Source organism: Lentzea sp. NPDC055074 (assembly GCF_053608005.1).
Genome location: NZ_JBSGUQ010000014.1, coordinates 168044 through 191209, shown reverse-complemented (window position 1 = coordinate 191209; position 23166 = coordinate 168044). Strand labels below are relative to the sequence as shown.

Sequence of the window (23166 nt, the reverse complement as noted above, 5' to 3'; positions counted from 1 at the left end):
CTCCAGCATGCCGAAGGTCAGCTCACGGGCTCCGTCAACTGCGGACGTGCCTCCGGCGCCGCGGCCCTGACCGCGTCCGCCGCCTGGTCGTCCGGCTTGGTCTGGGACGTGCGCTCGGCCTCGACGCGCGCGTTGTAGACCTCGACCTCGCGTTTGATCGCGTCCTCGTCCCACCCGAGGATCGGCGCGACGAGCCTCGCCACCGCCTCCGACGAGTCGACGCCGCGGTGGGCGTACTCGATGGAGATGCGGGTGCGCCGGGTCAGCACGTCCTCCAGGTGCATCGCGCCCTCGTGCGAGACCGCGTACACCGCCTCGACCTGCAGGTAGTCCGGTGACGCCGGGATGGGCTTGAGCAGCTCGGGGTTGTCCGCGGCCAGCGACAGCACCTCGTGCACCAGCGAGCCGTAGCGGTCCAGCAGGTGCCGGACGCGGTACGGGTGCAGGCCGTGCTTGGCCGCCAGTTGATCGGCCTGGTTGACCAGCGCGTGGTAGCCGTCGGCGCCGACCAGCGGCACCTTGTCCGTGATCGACGGCTGGATCCGGCCGGGCAGGTCGACGTGCGCCGCGTCCACGGCGTCCGCGCCCATCACCCGGTACGTCGTGTACTTGCCGCCCGCGATCGCGACCAGGCCGGGCGCCACGCGTGCCACCGCGTGTTCGCGGGAGAGCTTCGACGTCGAGTCCGACTCGCCCGCGAGCAACGGCCTCAGGCCCGCGTAGACGCCCTCGATGTCGTCGTGCGTCAACGGCGTCGCGAGCACCGAGTTCACGTGCTCGAGGATGTAGTCGATGTCGTTCTTGGTGGCCGCGGGGTGCGCCAGGTCGAGGTTCCAGTCCGTGTCGGTGGTGCCGACGATCCAGTGGTTGCGCCACGGGATCACGAACAGCACGGACTTCTCGGTGCGCAGGATCATCCCGGCCTCGGCGACGATCCGGTCACGCGGAACGACGATGTGCACGCCCTTCGACGCCCGCACCCGGAACCGCCCGCGCGAGCCCGAAAGCCGCTGCAGCTCGTCCGTCCAGACACCGGTCGCGTTGATCACCGCGTGCGCCCGGACGTCGACCTCGCGCCCGTCCTCGACGTCGCGCACCCGCACACCGGACACCCGGTCCGCCTCGCGCAGGAACCCGATCACCTGCGTCGACGTGCGCACGACGGCGCCGTAGTGGGCGGCGGTGCGGCCGACCATCATCGTGTGCCGCGCGTCGTCGGCCTGCGCGTCGTAGTAGCGGATGCCGCCGATCAACGCGTCGCGCTTCAACGCGGGCACGAGCCGTTGCGCACCCGCTCGGGTGAGGTGCTTCTGCCCCGGCACGGACCGGGCGCCGCCCATCGTGTCGTAGAGGAACAGGCCGGCCGCCGTGTACGGGCGCTCCCAGACCCTGTTGCTCAGCGGGTAGAGCAGCGCGACGGGCTTCACCAGGTGCGGGGCGATGCGCGTGAGCATCAGCTCCCGTTCGCGCAGTGCCTCGCGGACCAGACCGAACTCGAGCTGCTCCAGGTAGCGCAGCCCGCCGTGGAAGAGCTTGGAGGAGCGGCTCGACGTGCCGGACGCCAGGTCACGGGCCTCCACGAGGGCGACCCTCAGGCCTCGGGTGGCCGCGTCGAGCGCCGCACCGACGCCGACCACACCACCGCCGACCACGACGACGTCGAACGTCTCCGCGCCCAGCCGGTGCCACGACTCCTCGCGCTCGGCGGGACCGAGCCTGCCGGTGATCGGAGGTTCGGCATGGGTTCGCGGTGGTGCAGCTGCGTTCTTGCGCGTGGCCACGACAGATGCCTCCCTGCGACGACTTCGTCTCACGCTACCTTCAGCGACCGCCTCCCGCCCACGGGCGCGCTGCCCAGAACCCAATGGCCCCGATATGGCCTGACCACAGGTGCTCGCGTGGACAACCGATCAGCGCGGTAATAGCGTCCGAGCACGTAGAAGGCGGGCAGCGCGGCCCTGACCTCAGGTTTGCGCGTCCTGTCCGGCCGCAAACGAGTGGAGGTCGACGATGAGCGCAGGCTCGATCTTCGTCTGGGAGACGCTGGGGACCGCGGTCCTCATCCTCCTGGGCACCGGTGTCGTCGCGAACCAGGTGCTCAAGAACACCCTCGGAAACAGCACGGGCTTCCTGTTCGTCAACGTCGGCTGGGCCTTCGCGGTCTTCGCCGGCGCGAGCATCGCCAACCCCAGTGGGGCGCACCTCAACCCCGCCGTCACCCTCGGACTCGCCATCGCGGACAAGACCCCGTGGGGCGACGTTCCCTTCTACTTCCTCGGACAGATGGTCGGCGCGATCCTCGGCGCGATGCTCTGCTGGGCGACCTACAAACTGCAGTTCGACACGCACGACGAACCGCAGAACACGCTCGGCATCTTCTCCACCGGCCCGACCGTGCCGAACGCGCCGTGGAACCTCGTCTCCGAGATCATCGGCACGTTCGTGCTGGTCGCGTGGATCCTCCTGTCGCCGGGGGCGAAGGAGACGGTCGACGGGGTGCCGCAGTTCGGCAACTCGGCGCTCGGGTACGCGGGTGTCGCGTTCGTCGTGCTGGTGATCGGCACGTCGCTCGGTGGCCCGACCGGATACGCCATCAACCCGGCACGTGACCTCGGACCGCGCATCGCCTACGCCTTCATGATGCCGATCCGCAACAAGGGCAACGCCAACTGGGGCTACTCGTGGGTCCCCGTCGTCGGCCCGCTCGTGGGTGGCGCGCTCGCCGCGTTGCTCTTCCTGGTTCTCCCGGTCTGAAAGGACTTCCCCCCATGACGCAGTACGTGGCCGCGATCGACCAGGGCACCACGTCGACCCGGTGCATGATCTTCGACCACTCCGGGCGGGTGGTCTCGGTCGACCAGAAGGAGCACGAGCAGATCTTCCCGAAGGCCGGGTGGGTCGAGCACGACCCGAAGGAGATCTGGCAGAACACCCGCCAGGTCGCCGCCGGGGCTCTGGCGAAGGCCGATCTGTCCACTTCGGACATCGCCGCGGTCGGCATCACCAACCAGCGCGAGACGGCGTTGGTGTGGGACAAGAACACCGGCGAACCCGTCTACAACGCCATCGTGTGGCAGGACACGCGCACCGACAAGATCGTCCAGGAGCTCGGCGCGCTGGGCGGTGGCCAGGAGCGGTACCGCGCCAAGGTCGGCCTGCCGCTCGCGACCTACTTCTCCGGCCCGAAGGTCCGCTGGATCCTCGACAACGTCGAGGGCGCGCGGGAGAGGGCCGAGGCCGGCGACCTGCTGTTCGGCAACATGGACACGTGGGTGCTGTGGAACATGACCGGCGGGGTGGACGGCGGCGTGCACGTCACCGACCCGACGAACGCCTCGCGCACCATGCTCATGGACCTCGACACGCTGCAGTGGGACTCCTCGATCGCTTCGGACATGGGGATTCCCATGTCGATGCTGCCGGAGATCCGTTCCTCGTCGGAGGTCTACGGCCAGGTGCGCGAACGCGGCGCGCTGGCCGGGGTGCCGATCGCCGGCATCCTCGGCGACCAGCAGGCCGCCACGTTCGGCCAGGCCTGCCTTTCGCCCGGCGAGGCCAAGAACACCTACGGCACCGGCAACTTCATGCTGCTCAACACCGGCACCGAGAAGGTGATGAGCGAGAACGGCCTGCTCACCACCGTCTGCTACAAGATCGGTGAGGCACCCCAGGTCTACGCCCTGGAAGGCTCGATCGCCGTCACCGGGTCGCTGGTTCAGTGGCTGCGCGACAACCTCGGCATGATCGGCTCCGCGGCCGAGATCGAGGAGCACGCGCGTTCCGTGGAGGACAACGGCGGCGCGTACTTCGTGCCCGCGTTCTCCGGCCTCTTCGCCCCGTACTGGCGTTCCGACGCCCGCGGCGCGATCGTGGGCCTCACCCGGTTCGTCAACAAGGGCCACCTCGCGCGGGCCGTGCTGGAGGCGACGGCCTTCCAGACCCGCGAGGTGCTCGACGCGATGAACGCCGACTCGGGCGTCGACCTGACCGCGCTGAAGGTCGACGGCGGCATGGTCGTGAACGAGCTGCTGATGCAGTTCCAGGCGGACATCCTCGGCGTGCCGGTCATCCGGCCGGTGGTCGCGGAGACCACCGCACTGGGTGCCGCCTACGCGGCCGGGCTCGCGGTCGGGTTCTGGAAGACCGAGGACGACATCCGCGAGAACTGGGCGCAGGACAAGCAGTGGGAGCCGCAGATGGACGACTCCCGCCGCGCGTCGGAGTACGCGAACTGGAAGAAGGCGGTGTCGAAGACTTTCGACTGGGTGGAGGACTGATCTTTTGGTCGCTGCTCCGCAGACTCCGCGCGAGTTCGCCGGGGAGCTGGTCGTCCGTCCGCCGCTTCGCCCCGATTGGACTTCGTCGAATCGAGACGAAGAGGCGAACGGACGACCAGCGCGAACTCGCGAAAACCTGGTCTCGCCTTCGGCATCGGGCTCGGGATGCGAACCCGGGCTCGCCTTCGGTCTCGGCTTCGGGTTGGGGGGCGAACCCCGCTCTTTCGTTCGGCCTCGGCCTCAGGCTGGGGTACGGAGCCCTGGTCTTGCTTTCGGACTTGGGCTGGGGATGCGGAACCCGGGCTCGCCTTCGGCCTCGGCCTTGAGCTGGGGGTGAAAGCCCGGTCTCGCCTTCGGTCTCGGGCTCGGGATGCGGAACCCGGGCTCGCCTTCGGCATCGGGCTCGGGATGTGAACCCGGGCTCGCCTTCGGTCTCGGCTTCGGGTTGGGGGGCGAACCCCGCTCTTTCGTTCGGCCTCGGGCTGGGGGGCGAAGCCCTGGTCTTGCCTTTGGCCTTGGGCTGGGGATGCGAAACCCGGGCTCGCCTTCGGCCTCGGCCTTGAGCTGGGGGTGAAAGCCCGGTCTCGCCTTCGGTCTCGGGCTCGGGCTGCGAAGCCCCGGTCTTGCCTTCTGACTTGGGCTTGGATGGGGAGCCCTCGGTTGCGTGCTGGGTGCGGGGGAGTGTTCAGGGGGCGGGGGTTGCGTGCACGATCACGTTGTCGCGGGTGCCGCAGGTGATCAGTCGCAGGCCCTGCTCGTTCTCGTCGCGTGCGACGGCCTCCGCGAAGAAGTCGTCGCGGATGATCCTCTCGGTGCGCGACACCGTGAAGCGGGCAACCGAACCGTCCTTCTTAGACACTTCCAGCAGGTCGCCCTCGGTCAGGTCGTTGAGGCGGAAGAAGACGCCTCTGGCCTTGTTGCTCTCGATGCGGCCGACGATGATCCACTGCTGCGGTTGCGTCTGATACCAGCCGGCCTGCATGCCCTCGTTGGCCGGTGGCATCTGGACGGCGCCCAGATGGTCGAGGCCCAGCGCCACCAGGGACGAGCGCACGCCGATCCGCTCGATCCTCAGCTCCATCGGGTCGGACTTGCCGAGCGGTGACACCACCGGCGGCGGAGCGCTGTCGCTCGTCGCCGCCGACGGTTTCGGTGCCGGTCCCTGCGAACAGGCGGTGGTGGCGAGCGCCACGCACAGCACCGCGATCAAGACACGAGTCCCCACGAACCCATTGACGCACATCTCGTGGGTTCGTTGCGCGTCCAATCAGAACAGTTTCGAACCGTGATCATCGTTACGGCGCAGTGCCACCGCCGCCCGTCTGCGGCGCGCCCTTCGGCTTGACGACCGGTTTCGGTCCCGGTTTCGGCGGCGTGGCCGGACGAGTGGTCGACGGCGTGGTGGACGGCGTGGTCGGTGGCGTGCCGAGGACCCGGAACGTCTTCACGCTGTTCTCCGGGCGGTTCGCGCACTGGAACACGACCTCGTAGGTACCGGGGGTGCTGACCGCGGTGGTGTCACCGCTGAAGCGGCCGAAGTTGCCGCCGCGGGTGAACCTCAGCGGTTCGGTGAAGCCGGGCGAGGTGAGCGGTCCCGACGCGCTGCAGCCGGTGTGCATGTCGCCGCCCGCGGTGATGGTGCCGCCCGGCTCGACCTCGGCCGGGAGCAGGTACCAGTTGATCACCAGCGGGAGCACGGTGAACCGGGCCGTCAGCGTCTTCCCGTCGCACAGGACGGTCGCCGTGTAGGTGCCCTCCTTGCTCGTCACCCAGCCGAGCCCGCCCTTCATGGCCGGGTCGGCCGCGTTCGGGCTGAGCGCGATCGGCTCCTGGAGACCGGGTGACGTGACGTCGGAGTACGTCTCGCACGGGCCGACCGTCGCGGTGATGTGCCGGCCGTTCGCCACGGTCCCTTCCATCACGAACGACGGTTCCTTCTGCTGTGCGGTCGCGAGCGGTGCGAAGGTCGTGGTCGCCATCAGTGCGGCCGCGGTGGTGGCCAGGGCTCTCCTGCTTGTCATGGTGCGGTTCCCCTCCCTCAGATCAGCGTCGCGTAGACGATGATGTTGTCCCGGTAGCTGCGGGCGGCCTGGTCGTACCCGCCCCCGCAGGTGATCAGCCGCAGTTCGGGTTCGGTCGTCTCGCCGTAGACGGCCTCGGTGGGGAAGCTGTCCTTGGCGATCTGCTCGGTCGCGCGCACGCGGAACCGGGCCGTGGTGCCGTCCTTCCTGGCCACCTCGACCTCGTCGCCCGCCGTGAGTTCCTTGAGGCGGAAGAAGATTCCCGGCTGCCTGTTGCCGTCGACGTGGCCGAGGACCACGGCCGGCCCTGCTTCGCCGGGTGTGCGCGCGAGCGCGTACCAGCCCGCCTGCATCGGCTGCTCGACCGGCGGCACCTCGACCGTCTCGTCCGGGTTGAGCCCGAGCGGGACGAGCGAGGACCTCGCGCCGATCTTCGGGATGCGCACCTCCGTCGGCTCCGACGGCGGCATGCCTCTGTCCACAACGGACGGTGAGGTGGAGGTCGGGGCGGGCGCGGTCGGCAGCGTGACGTCAGCGGGCGCGGCGCAGCCGGTCAGCAGCGCCAGAGCTACGAACATCCCCCAGAACGAACGCATGCCCCGGACACGTCGGTGTCCGGGGCACGGTTGCCGTGCGTTGCCTAATCGAGATCGTCGTGCCGCATGAGCTGGCGGCCGGCCTCGGTGATGGAGCCCGAGAGCGACGGGTACACCGAGAACGTCGTCGCGAGGTGCTCGACGGTGAGCTGGTTCTGCACGGCCAGCGCGATCGGCAGGATGAGCTCGCTCGCGTTGGGGGCGACGACCACGCCGCCGATGACGACACCGGTCGCCGGGCGGCAGAACAGCTTCACGAAGCCGCGGCGCAGCCCCTCCATCTTGGAGCGGGGGTTCGTGGCGAGCGGCAGCATGATCGTGCGCGCGGGCACCTCACCCGAGTCGATCGCCTGCTGGCTGATGCCGACGCTCGCGATCTCCGGGTTGGTGAAGACGTTCGCGGCGACGGTCTTGAGCTTGATCGGGCTGACGCCCTCGCCCAGCGCGTGCCACATCGCGATGCGGCCCTGCATGGCGGCGACGGACGCGAGCAGCAGCACGCCGGTGCAGTCACCCGCCGCGTAGACGCCGCTGACGTTCGTCCGGCTGACCCGGTCGACGGGGATGTACCCGCCACGCCCGAGCTCGATACCGATCTTGTCGAGTCCGATGTCGGCCGTGTTCGGCACCGAGCCTACGGTCATCAGGGCGTGCGACGCCTCGATCGTGCGACCGTCTTCCAGGTGGATCAGCACACCGTCGCCGGTGTTCTCGACCTTGTCCGCGCGGGCGTGCTTGACGACGGCGGTGCCGCGCTCGGCGAACACGTCCTCGAGCACCACGGCCGCGTCGGCGTCCTCGTGGGGCAGGACTCGGTCCCGGCTGGAGACCATCGTCACCTTCACGCCCATCTCGGTGTAGGCGCTGGCGAACTCGACACCGGTGACGCCGGAACCGATCACCGCGAGGTGTTCGGGCAGCTCGGGCAGGTCGTAGATCTGCCGCCAGGTGAGGATCCGCTTGCCGTCGGGCTCCGCGCCCTGCAACACGCGCGGGGTCGCACCGGTTGCGATGAGCACCACATCGGCGTTGAGGACCTCTTCGGACCCGTCCGCGGCGTGCGCGACGACCTGGTGCTGGGCGAGCCCGCGCGAGTCGTCGACGAACTTCGCGCGGCCGTTGATCAGCCGCACGCCCTCGCGCTGCAGGCGCGCCCGGACGTCCGCGGACTGCGCGAGCGCCAGCCCCTTCACCCGACCGTGTACGACCGGGAGGTCGACCGTCGCGAGCTCGTTGTGAGTCTGAATGCCCAGCTCACCGGCGTTGCGGAAGGCACTGCGGGCCCCCGCCGAAGCGATGAACGTCTTGGACGGGACGCAGTCGTACAACACGCACGCGCCACCTGCCCCGTCGTTCTCGACCACGGTCACGTCGGCGCCGTGCTGCGCCGCGACCAGGGCTGCTTCGTAACCTGCGGGTCCGCCGCCGATGATGACGATGCGGGTCACGATCAGTTCCCTTCCACGTGCTTGTTGGGCGGCTCAACCGTACGCGTTGACCGAATCGACCGTGTCGTCAGTACCTAAAGCTGATCGTCGGGTCGCTACGCTGTCGGACGTGCCGCTCTATGCCGCGTACGGGTCGAACATGGATCCGAACCAGATGATGGAGCGAGCCCCGTACTCCCCGCTCGCGGGGACCGGCTGGCTCGTCGGTTGGCGCATGACGTTCGGTGGCGAGGACCTCGGCTGGGAGGGGGCCCTCGCGACCATCGTCGAGGAGCCAGACCAGCAGACGTTCTGCGTGCTCTACGACATGTCCCCGCGCGATGAGTCGCGGCTGGACCGGTGGGAGGGCGCGCTCGGCCTCTACAAGAAGATCAGGCTGCGGGTGCAGACCCTGGAGGGGTCTGTCGTGGCCTGGCTCTACGTGCTGGACGCCTACGAGGGCGGCTTGCCGTCCGCCCGGTACATCGGGGTGGTCGCGGACGCCGCAGAGGCTGCCGGGGCGCCTGACGACTACGTGAACGATCTGCGCACCCGGCCCTGTTCGGGGATCGGGCCAGGCGGGCTGACGTCCGAGGGCTGACGGCGCTGAGGGCCGGGTTCGCGCCCGGCCCCGGCCTCGTCAGGCGCCCGTGGCCTCCGCCAGCAGTTCCACCAGGTGGTGGTGCATGCGGCGGTAGTCGACCGGCGTGATGGTCGACCAAGGCGCCTGCCCGTCGGCTGCTCGCCGCATCTGCAGGTAGCGGCCCTTGGGCGTGTCGTAGAAGGCGACGACCCGGTCCGGCCGGACGCGCTTGCCCCACTTGTCGCGGGCCGCCGCGCCGAACTGGCCGCGGTTCGTGGCGTCGCGGACCATCTCGGCCAGCGTGTGGGCGTCGTCCGCCCGCAGCCGGGTGCGCAGGCCCTCTTCCAGCTCCTCCGGAGTGCTCGCTGAGGCCGCCGCCGCGTCCAGGTCGGACGAGGGCAGGGTGATCGAGTGGCCCTCGCCCGCCGGAGCGCTGGGAAGGGCCGTGAGGGCCTCGCGGGGCAGGCCGTCGGCCTCGGCCGGGCGCAGGACGAGCTGGCTGCCGTCGAGGACCGCCAGGACACCGGACTGACCCTTGCCCGCGGCCAGCACGCGCAGGCTGCGTTCGTGCAGCCACATGCGCGCGTCGATCTCCTGCTGCGGGCGGTCGAGCACGTGCAGCAGGTCCTCGAGGGTCGGGTCCAGGGAGCGGGGGCCACCGAGACCGCGGGCGCCCAGCTGGAGCCAGACGCGGTCCTCGATGGCCCGGCGTTCCTCGGTCGTCTTGCCCGGTGAGGGCACCTTCAGGACGAGAGGCATCGTCTCCAGGCCCAGGTGGTCCCAGAGAACGTCGAACTCCAGCGTGGAGATGACCATCGGGTCGCGCGTGTCGCTCGTCCCGACGTCCAAGCCGAACAGAGTCATCAGTCGGTCGTGCTCTCCCCGATGACGGGCAGCGAGTAGCTGCCCACGCCGTAGATGTCGTCGCGTTCGCGCAGGTAGTCGGCGGCCTTGTGCTCCAAGTCCTCCTCTTCCTCGCCCTTGCGCGGGCCCATGCCGCCGAACGGGTCGAACGACTGCGGCATCGGCACGGCCCTGCGGTGGACCTGGTCGCCGTTGTTCGCGGCACCGACCGTGCCCGTCGCGCCCAGGCCGGAGCCCGCCGCGCCCGAGACGCCGGCGGCGTGGCCCTGGTTCATGACCGTGCCCATGGCGGCGGCGCTGGAGGCCGCGGTCGCGCCGTCCTCCATCTGCTTCGGCTCGGAGCCCGAGGTGCCCGAACGGCTGCCCGTGCGCTGGCCCGGCAGGCCGACACCCGCGGTGCCGGTGCCCGTGCCGCCAGGGCCGGTGAGACCGGTCGTGGTCGACGTGTGCGAGCCCTTGCCCGGCACCGTCGACGTGCCGGCGTTGGAGGTGCTGGTCGTGGAGCCCGGCCCGGACGTGCCGCCGCGGGGAGGCGGAGCCACGGCGCCGCCGCGCGTGCCGGGCGTGGTGCGGCCACGCGTGACGTTGCCGCCGGTGCCGTGCGGGCCGACCGCCCAGACGGTCGGCGTGCCGACCTGCGCACCACCGCCGTGCACGACGCCGGTGCCGCTGATCTGCAGCTGCGGCGGCTGGGAGAACTGGCCGAGCGTCGAGGTGTTCGCCGTCGTGGACGACGCGTAGGTGGACATGACCTCACGGGCGCGGCGCTCGGCGGCGTCCTGGGCCGCCTCCTGCTTCTCGTGGTCGGTCTGCCCGCCGAAGAGGTGCGTGATGCCGGTGACGAGCGCGCCCGGCTGCTCGGCCGTCACGGTGACCGGCGCGGGCATGTCCGCACGGGCCTTCGAGACGTACCCGGCCTGCAGTTCGGCCGAGTAGCGCATGACGTCCGCGCCGGTGCGCGCTCCGTCCGCCCAGGCCGCGATGGGGTTCAGGCCGGCCTGCGCCATGTCGGCGGCCTTGCCCTGCCACCTCGCACCCGAGTTGGAGATGCCCTTGTGCAGGTCCTCGTTGATCTCGGTCAGCGCGGACGCGACGCCCTGCCAGCGTTCCATCGACGCGAACGACGCCGAGGCGCCCGGACCCGAGTGGATGCGTTCGTACAGCTCTTTGTGGCTGTAGCCCTGCCAGCGGTGATCGGCCATCGTCAGCACCCGCTCTTGTTCATCATGCCGGTGTTGTCGCCCTCGACCACGTCGTACTGCCGCTCGATCTGGTTGAGGTTGTCCATCGCGGTCTTGAGCTGCCGCTGGTAGTTCAGCAGCGCCTGCAGCGCGGAGTCACCGTCCGCGATCGACCGGTCGTTGAACTTCTCGGCGGCCTCGGCGCTGACCGGGTCACCTGCCCACGGGCGCACGCGGAACTCCGTGACCGCCATCTCGATCTGCTTGTCCAGCTTGATCAGGGCGGCGGAGAACGTGCTGCGCAACGCGGGGATCGCCTCCGGCTCCACGTTCAGCTGGTGCGAGGCGGGTGGCGAGGAGTCTGCCCCGCTGCGTCCCCCTGGCGGCATCGCGAAACCTCCGGCAGTTGTGCCTACAAGCGCTTCGTCACTCTAACCACTGAAGGTAACGCTGGGGAGTGCGATCAGTGACATCCGCCCGTGTGGGTCAGCGCTTCTGGAGCAAACTGGCCATCGCGGCCTCTGCCACACGCTGGGCGCCGAGGCAAAGATGATCTTGTTGCACCGCAGTGGAATTGCCTCCGTCGCGGAACATGACGTCGAGGAACTGCCCGTCCGCCACGTCTACCTCGACGTTGCAGACGTTGCTCACGTCAGGTGTGCGGACAGTGATCGCCGCGAATCCCTCGATCGAGCTCACCGTGTAGTCGACCTGGGCGTTGTCCGAGAGCCACACGTCCGCGCCGGAGACCACCACGAGTGCGATCCTCGCCACGTTCCCGCTCGTCGTGCTGCGGATCGTGCAGGCCCGCGCGCCGCCGAAGCTCGGCTCGACGTACGCGCTGGGCGGGTTGTCGAGGCTCAGCGACATGCGCTGGTCCCGCGTCAGCACCGCGCACGGGTCGACCGAGTCGAGCGGCACGGCACGCGGCCGCTGCGGGAAGTCGAGCTGGGACGGCGTCGTCGTGGCCGGTGGGGGCGGGGGCGGTGGGGTGGTCAGCGCGCTCTGCTTGGGCGCCGCCGTGCACCCGGCGAGCGCCATCGCGACGATGAGGAGCCCCGTGGTCCGCATGGCCGGTCACCGTAGCTGCTCGGGGAAGGGGTCCGAGGCCAGCCGTGACCACAGCAACTGGTCTTCCCGCTGATCATCGACGATCGCCTCCTCGCGAAGTCGACCCTCCAGAGTGAATCCGCACTTCTCCGCGACCCTCTGTGACGCCTGGTTCGAGACCGCGTGCCGGTACGTGACCCGATGCATGTCCATCGCGCCGTAGACCCAGCCGAGCACGGAGTTGAGCGCGGCGGGCAGCACGCCCTTGCCGCGGTGCGCGGGCCGGCTCCAGCACATGACCTCGGCCGACCGGAGGTGGTGGTCGACGTTGTGGATGACGATCCCGGCCATCACCTCGGCGGTGACGGCCTCGCACACCGCCCACGACCACCGGTAGTCCTTCTCCCAGCCGTCGGTGAGCAGCAGGACGAGCGTCTCGGCGGACGGCGCGTCCTCCCCGGTCAGCCGGGGCATGTACCGCCGGGTCTCGGGGTCGGCGAAGGTCTCGGCCAGCGCCGGCACGTCGTCGATGCGGTCGTCGCTGCGGAAGGCGCGCAGGTAGTACTCGCCCGCGTTGATCTCAACTGGCTCCACGGCCAGGAGGCTAGCCGTCGCCCGTGAATCCGTCGTGCCGCTCGGCCAGCTCGTCGAGCTCGGGGCGGTGCGCCGACGCCGGCAGGCCGTCCGGCGCGGTGGTCAGCTCGACGACCCAGTCCACGTCCTCGGCGTCGTCCTCGCCCGCCAGCATGTCCCGGTGCACGTGGCACGGGCCCCAGCCGGCCTCCAGCAGTTCGGTGGCCAGCTCCTCGGCCTCGTCGCGGTCCGGCAGGATCAGCAGCACGGTCGGCGGGATCAGCTCCCGCACGGCCAGCGCCGTCCGCAACGCCGCCGTGTCCGGCACGTGCACGCCGTCCAGGCCCGCCGCGGTCGCCGCCTCCGCGTTCTCCGCGTTGTCGTCGCAGAAGACGCCGGTCTCGTACTCGAGCTCGCCGAGCACCCGCCGGTAGATCGCGGCGTCGGGCTTCGCGAGGCCGAGCCGGGCCGAGCTGAAGACCGCGTCGAACTCGGCGTCGAGGCCGAGCAGTCCGAGATCCTCTTCCATCCGGGTGGTCGCGTTGGACAGCAACGCCACGAAGCACTGCCGTCGCGCCACCCTGACCAACGCCAGCGCCTCGGTCATCACGGAACCGACGACCGCCCACGCGTCGACCTCGGCGCGGGGGATCTGAAGCGCGATCTCGGCACGCCACTGCTCGTCGGTGATCTCACCGGTGACGGCGCGGTGCAGCAGCGAGGGCTCGAAGGCGACCTCGGCGATGTGCGGGGGAGTAGGTGGATACGACCGCAGCACGCCGTCGAGGTCCAGCAGCAGCAAGGGTTTCAGCGCCGGCGTCCGTTCCACGTGCCCCACAGGATGGCCACGGCGGGCACCAGCAGGAAGATCAGCGGGTTCCTGACCAGGGCGAAGAAGAGGATCACCGTGGCGATGCCGACCACGGGGATGAGCGCGCCCTCCCAGCGGCGCGCGGGTGCGCGGGCGGGCTCGTTGAACATCGGCACGGGCGCCACGAACTGGGGCCGGGGGTCCGGCAGGTCGTAGAACAACGCCATCAGCTCGCCGCGGGTCTTCGCGGTGGTGATCTTCGCGGACCGGTCGCCGTACTCGTTGATGTCGATGCGGCCCGCGCTCATGTGCTCACCGAGCACCTGCAACGCCTGCTGACGCTCGGTGTCACCGATGCGGATGTCCCTGCTCGGGTCGCTCACGAACTCAATCGTAGGTGAGCGACCCGCCGGGTCAGTCCTTCAGCTCGCAGATCACGGTGCCCTGCGTGATCGGGTCGCCGGGAGCCGCCGCGAGACCCGTCACCGTGCCGGCCTTGTGCGCCGTCACCGGGTTCTCCATCTTCATGGCCTCCAGCACCACGATCAGGTCGCCGGCCTCGACGGTCTGCCCGTCCTCGACGGCCACCTTGACGATCGTTCCCTGCATCGGCGCCGCCACCGCGTCCCCGGACACGGCCGCGCCGCCACCACCGCCGCGCTTGGCCTTCGGCTTCTTCGCGGCGGCGGCCGCGGGCTTGCCGGATCCGATCGCGAGGTCACCCGGCAGCGACACCTCCAGGCGGCGCCCGCCGACCTCGACCACCACGGTCTGCCGCGGCGTCTCGTCCTCGGCGGCCTCGCCCGAGCCCGTGAACGGCGCGATCTGGTTGTCGAACTCCGTCTCGATCCACCGCGTGTGCACGGTGAAGCCCTCGGGCTTCTCGGCCGTGAACGCCGCGTCCCGCACGATCACCCGGTGGAACGGCAGCACCGTCGCCATGCCCTCGACGACCATCTCGTCGAGCGCGCGGCGGGCACGGGCCAGTGCCTCCTCGCGGTTCTCGCCGGTGACGATCAGCTTGGCCAGCAACGAGTCGAACTGCCCGCCGATCACCGAGCCGCTCTCGACACCGGCGTCGACGCGCACACCGGGACCGGACGGCGCGACGAACGTCGTGACGGTGCCCGGTGCGGGCAGGAAGCCGCGGCCTGCGTCCTCGCCGTTGATCCGGAACTCGATCGAGTGCGCGCGCGGCGCCGGGTCCTCGGTGTACCGCAGCTTCTCGCCCGCGGCGATGCGGAACTGCTCGCGCACCAGGTCGAGGCCCGTCGTCTCCTCCGAGACCGGGTGTTCGACCTGCAGGCGCGTGTTGACCTCCAGGAACGAGATCGACCCTTCGAGGCCGACGAGGTACTCGACGGTGCCGGCGCCGTGGTAGCCCGCCTCCAGGCAGATCGCCTTCGCGGAGGAGTGGATCGTGGCGCGCTGCTCGTCGGTGAGGAACGGCGCGGGCGCCTCCTCGACCAGCTTCTGGTGTCGGCGCTGCAGAGAGCAGTCACGCGTGCCGACGACGATCACGTTGCCGTGGGTGTCGGCGAGGACCTGGGCCTCGACGTGGCGCGGCTTGTCCAGGTAGCGCTCGACGAAGCACTCGCCGCGGCCGAACGCCGTGACGGCCTCGCGGACCGCCGAGTCGAACAGTTCGGGAATCTCCTCCATCGTGCGGGCGACCTTCAGGCCACGACCGCCGCCGCCGAACGCCGCCTTGATCGCGACAGGCAGGCCGTGCTCGGTGGCGAACGCGATGATCTCGTCCGGCCCGTTGACCGGGTCCTTGGTGCCGGGCACGAGCGGCGCGCCCGCGCGCATCGCGATGTGCCGCGCCGTCACCTTGTCACCCAGGTCGCGGATCGCCTGCGGCGTCGGGCCGATCCAGACCAGACCGGCGTCGATCACGGCCTGCGCGAACTCGGCGTTCTCGGACAGGAAGCCGTAACCGGGGTGCACCGAGTCGGCACCGGACTGCGCGGCCGCGGCCAGCACCTTCTCGAACGACAGGTAGCTCTCACCGGGGGTGTTGCCGCCCAGCGCGAACGCCTCGTCGGCGAGCCGCACGAACGGGGCGTCGCGGTCGGGGTCGGCGTAGACGGCGACGCTCGTCAGTCCGGCGTCACGGCACGCTCGGATGACCCGGACGGCGATCTCACCGCGGTTCGCGATGAGCACCTTGCGCAGCGACACGGCGTCGTACCTCCTGCTGGACCGGTTAATTACGGCTCTGGCTGGTGCCGCAGTCTACGGAGAATGACGAACTCCGAGAGGGAGAGACGGCTCACTTCACATCCATCGTGAGGCCATCGAGCACAATCTGCGACGTGGCTGGAATCAGGTCCGTGCAGGTGACTGCCGTCATCGCCGCCGTGGTCGTCATCGCGGGGCTGGTGTTCGCCTATTTCCAGAGACCGAACAACACCGATTCAGGTCAATCCGGGACCGAGCCCGGAATGCGCTGCGGTACCACCGTCTGCCAGGTCGTCATCGGCAAATCGGTCGGCGACGACCTCGTGGAGCTGCTCTCCGGCACCGGCGGCGGCAGGATCAGGGTCACCGGCGAGTCGGGCCCGTTCATCTTCGAGATGACCATCGCCGAGTCCGGCGCGACGGTCACCGACAAGTCGCTGCAGTGCGCCGACGCGACCGTCAGCGTCTGCCTGGTGCACGGCGCGCGCGGCACCGACCTGCTCGGCGAGGTGCTGATCCGCAAGGACGGCACGTGGTCGCGCGCCCAGGCCTACCTGTCGACCGGTGGGTTCCTCGGGCTGCACGACGTCAACGAGGACGGCACCGCGGAGGTCGTCGCCGTCCAGCTCGGGTGCGACGGTCAGTGCGACAACGCGTTCGTGCAGGTGTTCTCCGTGCTGGGACCGGACCTCGGCTGTACGACGCCGGCGCCGGCGCGGGACCAGCTCCCGGGCTGGCCCGCACCGGCGCCGAAGTTGTCCCAGCTCCGCCCCTGCGCCGACTAGGCGTTGTCCTGCAAGTCTCGTCGGGCGACAGTGGCGGCGAGGGACCCGGAGACGGCACCGCCTCCGGGTCTCTCGCCTGCGCCTCTCACCGAACGAACTCGCAGGACAGCCCCTAGGCGTTGACGAGGTCCTTCTCGGCGGGAGCGGCGGGCTCCTCGATCAGGTTCTCGCTGCGCGCCACCAGCACCGGCACGGTGATCTGGCCGGCGACGTTGGTCGCGGTGCGCATCATGTCGAGGATCGGGTCGATCGCGTAGACCACGGCCACACCGGTCGCGATCACGGCCGGCGGCAGGCCGACGACGCTCAGGGTCAGCGTCAGCATCGTGTACCAGCCGGTGGTGCCGGCCGTGGCGAGCGCGCCGAACACGGCGACGGCCACGATGCCGACGTACTGCCACACCGAGAGCTGGATGCCGAAGAGGTTGGCGATGAAGACCGTCGCGATGGCCGGGTAGACCGCGGCGCAGCCGTCCATCTTGGTCGTGGTGCCCAGCGGGACGGCGAAGTTCGCGTACTCGTTCGGCACGCCGAGGTCGGTGGCCGCCTTGCGGGACAACGGAAGCGTGGCGCCCGACGAGCGCGACACGAACGCGAACTGCAGTGCCGTGCCGGCCTTGCGGAAGAACTCGACCGGCGAGGTCTTGCCGACGAACTTCAGCAGGATCGGGTAGACGACGAACAGCACGAGCGCGGAGCCGAGGTACACGGCGAGGATCAGCGAGAACAGCGGCTTCACGAACGAGTTGCCGTAGGACGCGACGGCGTTGCCGATGAGGCCGAAGATGCCGATCGGGGCCAGCAGGATGATCCAGCCGACGACCTTCTGGATGATCTCGAAGAACGACTTCACGAGGTTCGTGAACGGCGCGGCCTTGTCGCCGAGCGCGTAGGCGGCGAAGCCGACCAGCACGGCGATGAACACGACCTGCAGCACGTCGCCCTCGGTGAACGCGCTGAAGATGTTGGTGGGCACCAGGTTGTCGAGCAGCGCCTGCCACGAGCCGGACGCGCGCTTGGCGAGCTTGTCGACCGCTCCGGCGGCGGGCTCGATCTGCAACCCGTTGCCGGGCTTGAGGATCGTGGCGACCGCGAGGCCGATCAGCACGGCGATGAACGACGTGATGGCGAACCACAGGAACGTCTTGCCGCCGAGGCGCGCGGCGGTGCGGCCGCCGCCGAGGTTCCGCAGCGACGCGATGCCGACGACGATCGCCGTGAACACCAGCGGGATGACGGTCAGCTGCAGCAGCGCCGTGAACGTGGAGCCGATCTTGGCGAGGACGGGCGCGAGCCACGTGCTCTTGCCGAGCCAGCCGGCGAGCGCTCCCAGTACGAGCGCGCCGAGAACTGTGAATCCGAAGACCTTGGGCTTGCGATATGTCTGGACGAACGACATCGGAGCATCTCCTGGGCAGGGATGAGCTGAGTGAGGGGTGGCGGAGGCGTTAGCTCCGACAACCCGTGCTCGTCCTGCGTGCCAGGTCGATGTGCCTGCGACGCGTCAAGTACTCGTTCACCGCTAGGCCCCAACGCCGGCGTTGGGGGCAAGTCTTCCCCGATCGGGTGAACTGTGACCAGCGTCTACCAGAGTGTGGACACGGAAACACCCACCTGGCCGAGGAGCCTTCGGGTGAGGGGGAGGCTGATCCCGATGACCGACGTGTGGTCGCCCTCGATGCCGTCGACGAACCAGCCGCCGAGCCCGTCGATCGTGAAGCCGCCGGCGACGTGCAGCGGCTCGCCCGTCGCGATGTAGGCCTCGAGCTCCTCGTCCGACGGCGTGCCGAACCGCACGGTCGTCGACTCGGCTGCCGAGGCGCGGTCGACCACAGCGCCTCCGGAGACCCGCAGCACGGTGTGGCCGGTGATCAGCACGCCGCTCTTGCCCGCCATCCGCTGCCACCGCTCGCGCGCGACCTCGGGCGTGCCGGGCTTGCCCACGAGCTCGCCCTCGAACAGCAGCATCGAGTCGCAGCCGACGACCACGCAGTCGTCGTCGTGCTCGATCGCCTCGGCCTTGGCCGCGGACAGCGCGACGACCGTCTCCTCGGGCGTCGGGTCCTCGAGCGAGGCGATCAGCGCGTCCTCGTCGACGCCGGAGACCCGGACGACGGGCTCGACGCCCGCGGACCGCAGGACGCTAAGACGGGCGGGTGACTGGGAGGCCAGGATCAGACGCACGGGGCGAGTCTGTCACGCCCGGCGCGGCGACCTGCCGAAAGGCGAACGCGGCGGCGATGCCGATCGCCACCACCGCGAGCAGCAGGTAGAACGAGGCCCGCACGGCCGCGGTGAAGTCGCCCGTGGCCGCCAGCACGACCTGCAGGACGGCCGCCGTCGCGGCGCTGCCCAGCACGTTCCCGAACTGCCGCGAGGTGTTGTAGATGCCCGACCCCGCACCCAGCAGCGACCGGTCGAGCGTGCGCGTGGAGATGTTCGTCAGCGGCGAGAACACCAGGCCCATGCCGATGCCCAGGGCGACCATCGACGGCAGCAGCACCCACTGCGACCCGTCGCCGAGCAGGAACGTCATCGCGACGATGCCCGCGCCCATCAGCACGAACCCGGCGATCGGCAGGTACTTCGCGTCCGCCCGGTTCGACAGCCGCCCCGCGAACACCGCGACGACACCGGACATCAGCGACGCGGGCGCCGTGACCAGGCCCGTCATCAGCGGCGACAGCTTCGGCACGGTCTGCAGGAACAGCGCGAGCGGCACGAACACGCCCGTCACCGTGATGCCGATGGCGACGTTCGCGACGTTGCCGAGCGAGAAGTTGCGGTTGCGGAAGATCCGCAACGGCATCAGCGGCTCGGGGTTGCGCGCGGACGCCTGCCAGAACACGAACGCCACGAGGAACAGCAGCCCGGCCGCGATGATCTCGGCGACGGTGATCGGCCCCGCGACCCGGCCCCACTGGTAGTGCTCGCCGTTCTGGATCCCGAACACCGCGAGCCCCAGCCCGAGGCAGCAGAGCACGACCCCGAGCACGTCGAACTTCGGCGCCCGGTTCGGCCGCAGGTCGGGCACCCACAGGAACAGCAGCACCAGCGCGAGCACGCCGATCGGGAGGTTCACGAAGAAGATCCACTCCCAGCCCAGGTGCGTGACCAGCACTCCGCCGAGCAGCGGCCCGGAGACCGTCGCGAGTCCGGCCACCGATCCCCACATGCCCAGGGCGGCACCGCGCTTGGCGGCCGGGAACAGGTGCGTGATGAACGCCATCGTCTGAGGTGTCATGGCCGCGGCGCCCAGGCCCTGGAACACGCGGGCCGCGATCAGCGCGTCGGAGTTGGTGGCGAGACCGCAGGCCAGCGAGGCCAGCAGGAAGAGGACGAGCCCGATCCCGTAGAGCCGCTTGGGCCCGTACCGGTCACCGAGCCGCCCCGTCAGCAGCAACGGCACCGCGAACGCGAGCAGGTAGGCGCTGACCACCCAGATGACGTCGTTCAGCGAGGCGTTCAGGTCGGTGATCATCGACGGCAGCGCGACGTTGACGATGGTCGTGTCCAGCAGCGTCATGAAGAAGCCGATGCACAGCGCGTACACGGTCCGCCAGTTCGCACGGTCCGATTGAGTAGTACTGCTGATGCGCGATCACCTCTTCGGTCGGCACTCTCGGAAGAGTGAAGCGCTGGGTGCTTGTCCTCACCGAACGCGGCTCCGATCGCGAAGGCAAGCGCAGACGGATCGCGGCACTGCTCGTCGTGCTCGGCGGGCTCATTGGATCACTTGGAGTCGGAAGCGTGCTCGCGAGTGACCCGATCGGCTATGGAGTGCCCATTTGGCCGTTCGCCGACACCGCCGATCGCGCGGAGAACGCGTTGCTCTCGTCGGTCGTGCCCGCGGTGCGCGGCGGACTGCCGCTCAACCACGCGGGGGTCGAGGTGCTGCGCCGGACCAACGCCTACGGCAGCGCGTTCTGGACGCTGAAGATGCAGGTCGACGGCGAGACCCGCTGTCGCGAGGTCGCCGTCGGCCTGAACGTCACCAGTCGTCGGGTCAACTGCTCCTAACCGGGGAACCCGGACGCCCGCCAGGCTCCCGGCCCGTGCTGGAGCGGCCTGCGCACGCGCCGGGCGTGGTTCGCCCACTCCGGACGCCGCGCCGGCTTCTCCTCGGCGGGCTGAGCCGAAGCCAGCCCGGCGATGACGGCGGTCAGCGCCGCCAGCTGGTAGTCGTCGGGCGTGCCCTTGACGACGCTGAGCAGCGGCTTCTCCTCCGGCGCGGTCACAGCGGGATGTTCCCGTGCTTCTTGGGCGGCAGCGTCTCGCGCTTGTCCCGCAGCATCGACAACGCCCGCGCCACGTACCCGCGGGTGTACGCCGGCGGGATCACCGAGTCGACGTACCCGCGCTCGGCGGCGACGTACGGGTTGCACAGCGCGTCCTCGTACTCCTGCTGCAGCTTCGCGCGCAGGGCGTCGACGTCCTCGCCGTTCTGACCGGCCGCCGCGAGGGTCTTGCGGTGCACGATGTTCGCCGCGCCCGAGGCGCCCATGACGGCGATCTGCGCCGTGGGCCACGCGAGGTTGATGTCGGCGCCGAGGTGCTTGGAGCCCATGACGTCGTACGCGCCGCCGTACGCCTTGCGCGTGATGACGGTGACCAGCGGGACGGTGGCCTCGGCGTAGGCGTAGATCAGCTTGGCGCCGCGGCGGATGATGCCGTTCCACTCCTGGTCGGTGCCGGGCAGGAAGCCGGGCACGTCGACGAACGTCAGCACCGGGATGTTGAACGCGTCGCAGGTGCGCACGAACCGTGCGGCCTTCTCGGAGGCGTTGATGTCGAGACAGCCGGCGAACTGCGTGGGCTGGTTCGCGACGACACCGACGCTGTGGCCGTCCACGCGGCCGAAGCCCACGAGGATGTTCGGCGCGAACAGCGGCTGCACTTCCAGGAAGTCGCCGTCGTCGAGCACGCGGTTGATGACCTCGTGCATGTCGTACGGCTGGTTCGCCGAGTCCGGGATGAGCGTGTCGAGCTCGCGGTCCTCGTCGGTGATCGAGTCGGAGATCGACCCCTCGGCCAGCGTGCCCTCGAACGTGGGCGAGTCGCTCAGGTTGTTCGACGGCAGGTAGCTCAGGAGCTCCTTGACGTACGCGATCGCGTCTTCCTCGTCGTTGCCGAGGTAGTGCGCGTTGCCGGACTTGGTGTTGTGCGTGCGACCGCCGCCCAGCTCCTCCATCGTGACGTCCTCGCCGGTGACCGTCTTGATGACGTCCGGGCCGGTGATGAACATGTGCGAGGTCTGGTCGACCATCACCACGAAGTCGGTCAGCGCGGGGGAGTAGACGTGCCCGCCCGCGTTCGAGCCCATGATCAGCGAGATCTGCGGGATCACGCCGGAGGCCTTGACGTTGCGGGAGAAGATCTCGCCGTAGAGGCCGAGCGAGACGACGCCCTCCTGGATGCGCGCGCCGCCGCCCTCGTTGATGCCGACGATCGGCCGGCCGGTCTTGATCGCGAGGTCCATGATCTTGACGATCTTCTCGCCGTAGACCTCGCCGAGCGAGCCGCCGAACACCGTGACGTCCTGGGAGAACACGCACACCGGACGGCCGTCGACGGTGCCGTAGCCCGTCACGACGCCGTCGCCGTACGGGCGGTTGCGCTCCTGGCCGAAGTTCGTGGACCGGTGACGGGCGAGCTCGTCCAGCTCGACGAACGATCCGGGGTCGAGCAGGAGGTCGATGCGCTCGCGGGCTGTCTTCTTGCCCTTCGCGTGCTGCTTCTCGACCGCGCGTTCCGAGCCGGCGTGAACCGCCTCGTCGTTGCGCCGGTAGAGGTCAACGAGCTTGCCCGCGGTGGTGTGGACGTCCGGGGCGCCTGAAGCGTCTGGGGGGACGTGCCCGATCGGCTCGGTCGCACTGCTCATGGGCTGGCAGCCTAACGAGACCATTGCTGAACTGCCCCGTGCAGTTGTCCAGGTCACGGCAACCTGTTGGTCGTGTTCGATCGCACGTACTCTCTTCCGTTCCAATAGCCTGGCGCGATGACCACCGCACTCGACGCCGAAGAGCTGCGCTCACGGCTCGTCGCACCCAACGGCCCGTACGCCGCTCTCGACGTCGTCGAGACCACGGCGTCCACCAATGCGGACCTGGCCTCCTCCGGTGCCGCCGACCGCACCGTGCTGATCGCGCTGGAGCAGAGCGCGGGGCAGGGCCGACGTGGCCGCAGCTGGTCGTCACCCGAAGGTGGCCTCTACGTCAGCGTGCTGTTCCGTCCGGCCGGAGTGCCCGCCGCGCGGCTGCCGTGGCTGAACCTGATCGCCGGCCTGGCGCTCGTGCGCGTCGCCCAGTCGGTGGGGGTCGAGGCGACGCTGAAGTGGCCGAACGACCTGCTGCTCGGCGCCGGTCCGGGCAAGGGCGCCGGCATCCTGTCCGAGATCACCGCCGACGGCGCGGTCGTCGTCGGCATCGGCCTGAACGTGGCGAAGCTGCCGTCCGACGTGCAGCCCGCGCCCGGCGGCCTCGCGCCGACGTCGCTCGAGGACCTGGGCGCCTCGGAGCTGGACCGCGGCGAGCTGGCGTTCCGGCTCCTGGTCGAGCTGGCCGGCCTGGAAGGCGTGTGGCGCAAGAACGAGGGCGACGCCGTCGAGTCCGGAGTGCTGGAGGAGTACGAGGAGCACTCGTCGACCCTGGGGCAGAAGGTCCGCGTCGAACTTTCGGGTGGCGTTCAGCTGTCCGGGACGGCGCAGCGCGTCGAGCCCGACGGCACGCTGGTCGTGCGCGGCGAGGACGGGCAGGACCACGGCGTGTCCGCTGGTGACGTGGTGCATTTGCGTCCGGCGTAGTTAGGGTTGGAT

24 protein-coding genes are annotated in these 23166 nt (G+C 69.9%); 6 read left to right on the top strand and 18 right to left on the bottom strand.

All coding sequences use genetic code 11. From position 1 onward, the window contains the following. Positions 1-17 precede the first annotated feature (17 nt). Complete coding sequence (locus tag ACWF7A_RS29060; RefSeq protein ID WP_452253727.1) at positions 18-1727, bottom strand: glycerol-3-phosphate dehydrogenase/oxidase; 1710 nt, start codon at positions 1725-1727, stop codon at positions 18-20. A gap of 283 nt (positions 1728-2010) precedes the next feature. Between ACWF7A_RS29060 and ACWF7A_RS29055 the strand changes: the two genes are divergently transcribed. After that, positions 2011-2754 (top strand): MIP/aquaporin family protein, encoded by a 744-nt coding sequence (locus tag ACWF7A_RS29055; protein WP_452253656.1) that lies wholly within the window; start codon positions 2011-2013, stop codon positions 2752-2754. A gap of 14 nt (positions 2755-2768) precedes the next feature. Next, entirely contained in the window at positions 2769-4277 is a 1509-nt protein-coding gene (glpK, locus tag ACWF7A_RS29050) for a glycerol kinase GlpK (RefSeq protein ID WP_452253655.1), read from the top strand. A gap of 685 nt (positions 4278-4962) precedes the next feature. Here the strand turns inward: glpK and ACWF7A_RS29045 are convergent. From ACWF7A_RS29045 to ACWF7A_RS29030, 4 genes are all read right to left on the bottom strand, one after another. Further along, entirely contained in the window at positions 4963-5502 is a 540-nt protein-coding gene (locus ACWF7A_RS29045) for a sortase domain-containing protein (protein ID WP_452253654.1), read from the bottom strand. Between the two features lie 70 nt (positions 5503-5572). Next, a complete protein-coding gene (locus ACWF7A_RS29040; protein WP_452253653.1) occupies positions 5573-6298 on the bottom strand; it encodes a hypothetical protein in 726 nt (241 codons plus the stop codon). Positions 6299-6315: 17 nt separating this feature from the next. Then, positions 6316-6894: a class F sortase gene (locus ACWF7A_RS29035; RefSeq protein ID WP_452253652.1), complete on the bottom strand. Its 579-nt coding sequence runs from the start codon at positions 6892-6894 to the stop codon at positions 6316-6318. Between the two features lie 44 nt (positions 6895-6938). After that, positions 6939-8342: an NAD(P)H-quinone dehydrogenase gene (locus ACWF7A_RS29030; protein WP_452253651.1), complete on the bottom strand. Its 1404-nt coding sequence runs from the start codon at positions 8340-8342 to the stop codon at positions 6939-6941. Between the two features lie 109 nt (positions 8343-8451). Between ACWF7A_RS29030 and ACWF7A_RS29025 the strand changes: the two genes are divergently transcribed. After that, positions 8452-8922, top strand: a complete 471-nt coding sequence (locus ACWF7A_RS29025; protein WP_452253650.1) for a gamma-glutamylcyclotransferase family protein — start codon at positions 8452-8454, stop codon at positions 8920-8922. A gap of 39 nt (positions 8923-8961) precedes the next feature. Here ACWF7A_RS29025 and ACWF7A_RS29020 read toward each other — a convergent pair whose 3' ends face one another. From ACWF7A_RS29020 to ACWF7A_RS28985, 8 genes are all read right to left on the bottom strand, one after another. After that, entirely contained in the window at positions 8962-9768 is an 807-nt protein-coding gene (locus ACWF7A_RS29020) for an ESX secretion-associated protein EspG (RefSeq protein ID WP_452253649.1), read from the bottom strand. Next, a complete protein-coding gene (locus ACWF7A_RS29015; RefSeq protein ID WP_452253648.1) occupies positions 9768-10970 on the bottom strand; it encodes a PPE domain-containing protein in 1203 nt (400 codons plus the stop codon). The genes ACWF7A_RS29020 and ACWF7A_RS29015 overlap by 1 nt, the downstream gene beginning before the upstream one ends. Before the next feature lie 2 nt (positions 10971-10972). Continuing rightward, positions 10973-11338, bottom strand: coding sequence for a transcriptional regulator (locus ACWF7A_RS29010; protein ID WP_452253647.1), 366 nt, complete (start codon positions 11336-11338; stop codon positions 10973-10975). A 97-nt stretch (positions 11339-11435) separates the two neighbouring features. Then, positions 11436-12020, bottom strand: coding sequence for a DUF3558 domain-containing protein (locus ACWF7A_RS29005; protein ID WP_452253646.1), 585 nt, complete (start codon positions 12018-12020; stop codon positions 11436-11438). A 6-nt stretch (positions 12021-12026) separates the two neighbouring features. Beyond that, complete coding sequence (locus tag ACWF7A_RS29000; protein ID WP_452253645.1) at positions 12027-12593, bottom strand: GNAT family N-acetyltransferase; 567 nt, start codon at positions 12591-12593, stop codon at positions 12027-12029. Between the two features lie 10 nt (positions 12594-12603). After that, positions 12604-13401, bottom strand: coding sequence for an HAD-IA family hydrolase (locus ACWF7A_RS28995; protein WP_452253644.1), 798 nt, complete (start codon positions 13399-13401; stop codon positions 12604-12606). Further along, positions 13380-13766: a DUF1707 SHOCT-like domain-containing protein gene (locus ACWF7A_RS28990; RefSeq protein WP_452253643.1), complete on the bottom strand. Its 387-nt coding sequence runs from the start codon at positions 13764-13766 to the stop codon at positions 13380-13382. Before ACWF7A_RS28990 ends, ACWF7A_RS28995 begins: the two co-directional genes overlap by 22 nt. A gap of 31 nt (positions 13767-13797) precedes the next feature. Then, the gene (locus ACWF7A_RS28985) at positions 13798-15567 is read right to left on the bottom strand and encodes an acetyl/propionyl/methylcrotonyl-CoA carboxylase subunit alpha (protein WP_452253642.1); all 1770 of its coding nucleotides are present in this window, start codon (positions 15565-15567) and stop codon (positions 13798-13800) included. 134 nt (positions 15568-15701) lie between these two features. On the opposite strand from ACWF7A_RS28985, the gene ACWF7A_RS28980 reads away from it, so the two are divergent. Then, complete coding sequence (locus ACWF7A_RS28980) at positions 15702-16352, top strand: hypothetical protein (protein WP_452253641.1); 651 nt, start codon at positions 15702-15704, stop codon at positions 16350-16352. A 112-nt stretch (positions 16353-16464) separates the two neighbouring features. Here ACWF7A_RS28980 and ACWF7A_RS28975 read toward each other — a convergent pair whose 3' ends face one another. The 3 genes from ACWF7A_RS28975 to ACWF7A_RS28965 all read right to left on the bottom strand — a co-directional run bounded on the left by ACWF7A_RS28975 (position 16465) and on the right by ACWF7A_RS28965 (position 19905). Then, complete coding sequence (locus tag ACWF7A_RS28975; protein WP_452253640.1) at positions 16465-17751, bottom strand: dicarboxylate/amino acid:cation symporter; 1287 nt, start codon at positions 17749-17751, stop codon at positions 16465-16467. A 185-nt stretch (positions 17752-17936) separates the two neighbouring features. Beyond that, positions 17937-18536 (bottom strand): Maf family protein, encoded by a 600-nt coding sequence (locus tag ACWF7A_RS28970; protein ID WP_452253639.1) that lies wholly within the window; start codon positions 18534-18536, stop codon positions 17937-17939. After that, on the bottom strand, positions 18496-19905 hold the full coding sequence (locus ACWF7A_RS28965; protein ID WP_452253638.1) for an MFS transporter: 1410 nt from the start codon (positions 19903-19905) through the stop codon (positions 18496-18498). Before ACWF7A_RS28965 ends, ACWF7A_RS28970 begins: the two co-directional genes overlap by 41 nt. A 77-nt stretch (positions 19906-19982) precedes the next feature. Here ACWF7A_RS28965 and ACWF7A_RS28960 point away from each other — a divergent pair, with 77 nt between their 5' ends. Beyond that, positions 19983-20372 carry a hypothetical protein gene (locus ACWF7A_RS28960; protein ID WP_452253637.1) on the top strand — a complete coding sequence of 130 codons (390 nt, stop codon included), beginning with the start codon at positions 19983-19985 and terminating at the stop codon, positions 20370-20372. Here the strand turns inward: ACWF7A_RS28960 and ACWF7A_RS28955 are convergent. Both ACWF7A_RS28955 and ACWF7A_RS28950 read right to left on the bottom strand, forming a co-directional pair. Beyond that, positions 20369-20590, bottom strand: coding sequence for an acyl-CoA carboxylase subunit epsilon (locus tag ACWF7A_RS28955; protein WP_452253636.1), 222 nt, complete (start codon positions 20588-20590; stop codon positions 20369-20371). The two genes, ACWF7A_RS28960 and ACWF7A_RS28955, sit on opposite strands and share 4 nt — an antisense overlap. Further along, the gene (locus tag ACWF7A_RS28950) at positions 20587-22233 is read right to left on the bottom strand and encodes an acyl-CoA carboxylase subunit beta (RefSeq protein ID WP_452253635.1); all 1647 of its coding nucleotides are present in this window, start codon (positions 22231-22233) and stop codon (positions 20587-20589) included. Before ACWF7A_RS28950 ends, ACWF7A_RS28955 begins: the two co-directional genes overlap by 4 nt. Before the next feature lie 117 nt (positions 22234-22350). Between ACWF7A_RS28950 and ACWF7A_RS28945 the strand changes: the two genes are divergently transcribed. Continuing rightward, complete coding sequence (locus ACWF7A_RS28945) at positions 22351-23154, top strand: biotin--[acetyl-CoA-carboxylase] ligase (protein WP_452253634.1); 804 nt, start codon at positions 22351-22353, stop codon at positions 23152-23154. Positions 23155-23166: the final 12 nt, after the last annotated feature.

Coding starts and splice junctions, on each gene's coding strand:
- ACWF7A_RS28945 (WP_452253634.1), top strand. CDS start 22,351: ATGACCACCGCACTCGACGCCGAAGAGCTGCGCTCACGGCTCGTCGCA.
- ACWF7A_RS29040 (WP_452253653.1), bottom strand. CDS start 6,298: ATGACAAGCAGGAGAGCCCTGGCCACCACCGCGGCCGCACTGATGGCG.
- ACWF7A_RS29020 (WP_452253649.1), bottom strand. CDS start 9,768: ATGACTCTGTTCGGCTTGGACGTCGGGACGAGCGACACGCGCGACCCG.
- ACWF7A_RS28975 (WP_452253640.1), bottom strand. CDS start 17,751: ATGTCGTTCGTCCAGACATATCGCAAGCCCAAGGTCTTCGGATTCACA.
- ACWF7A_RS28950 (WP_452253635.1), bottom strand. CDS start 22,233: ATGAGCAGTGCGACCGAGCCGATCGGGCACGTCCCCCCAGACGCTTCA.
- ACWF7A_RS29055 (WP_452253656.1), top strand. CDS start 2,011: ATGAGCGCAGGCTCGATCTTCGTCTGGGAGACGCTGGGGACCGCGGTC.
- ACWF7A_RS29010 (WP_452253647.1), bottom strand. CDS start 11,338: ATGCCGCCAGGGGGACGCAGCGGGGCAGACTCCTCGCCACCCGCCTCG.
- glpK (WP_452253655.1), top strand. CDS start 2,769: ATGACGCAGTACGTGGCCGCGATCGACCAGGGCACCACGTCGACCCGG.
- ACWF7A_RS29015 (WP_452253648.1), bottom strand. CDS start 10,970: ATGGCCGATCACCGCTGGCAGGGCTACAGCCACAAAGAGCTGTACGAA.
- ACWF7A_RS29005 (WP_452253646.1), bottom strand. CDS start 12,020: ATGCGGACCACGGGGCTCCTCATCGTCGCGATGGCGCTCGCCGGGTGC.
- ACWF7A_RS29035 (WP_452253652.1), bottom strand. CDS start 6,894: ATGCGTTCGTTCTGGGGGATGTTCGTAGCTCTGGCGCTGCTGACCGGC.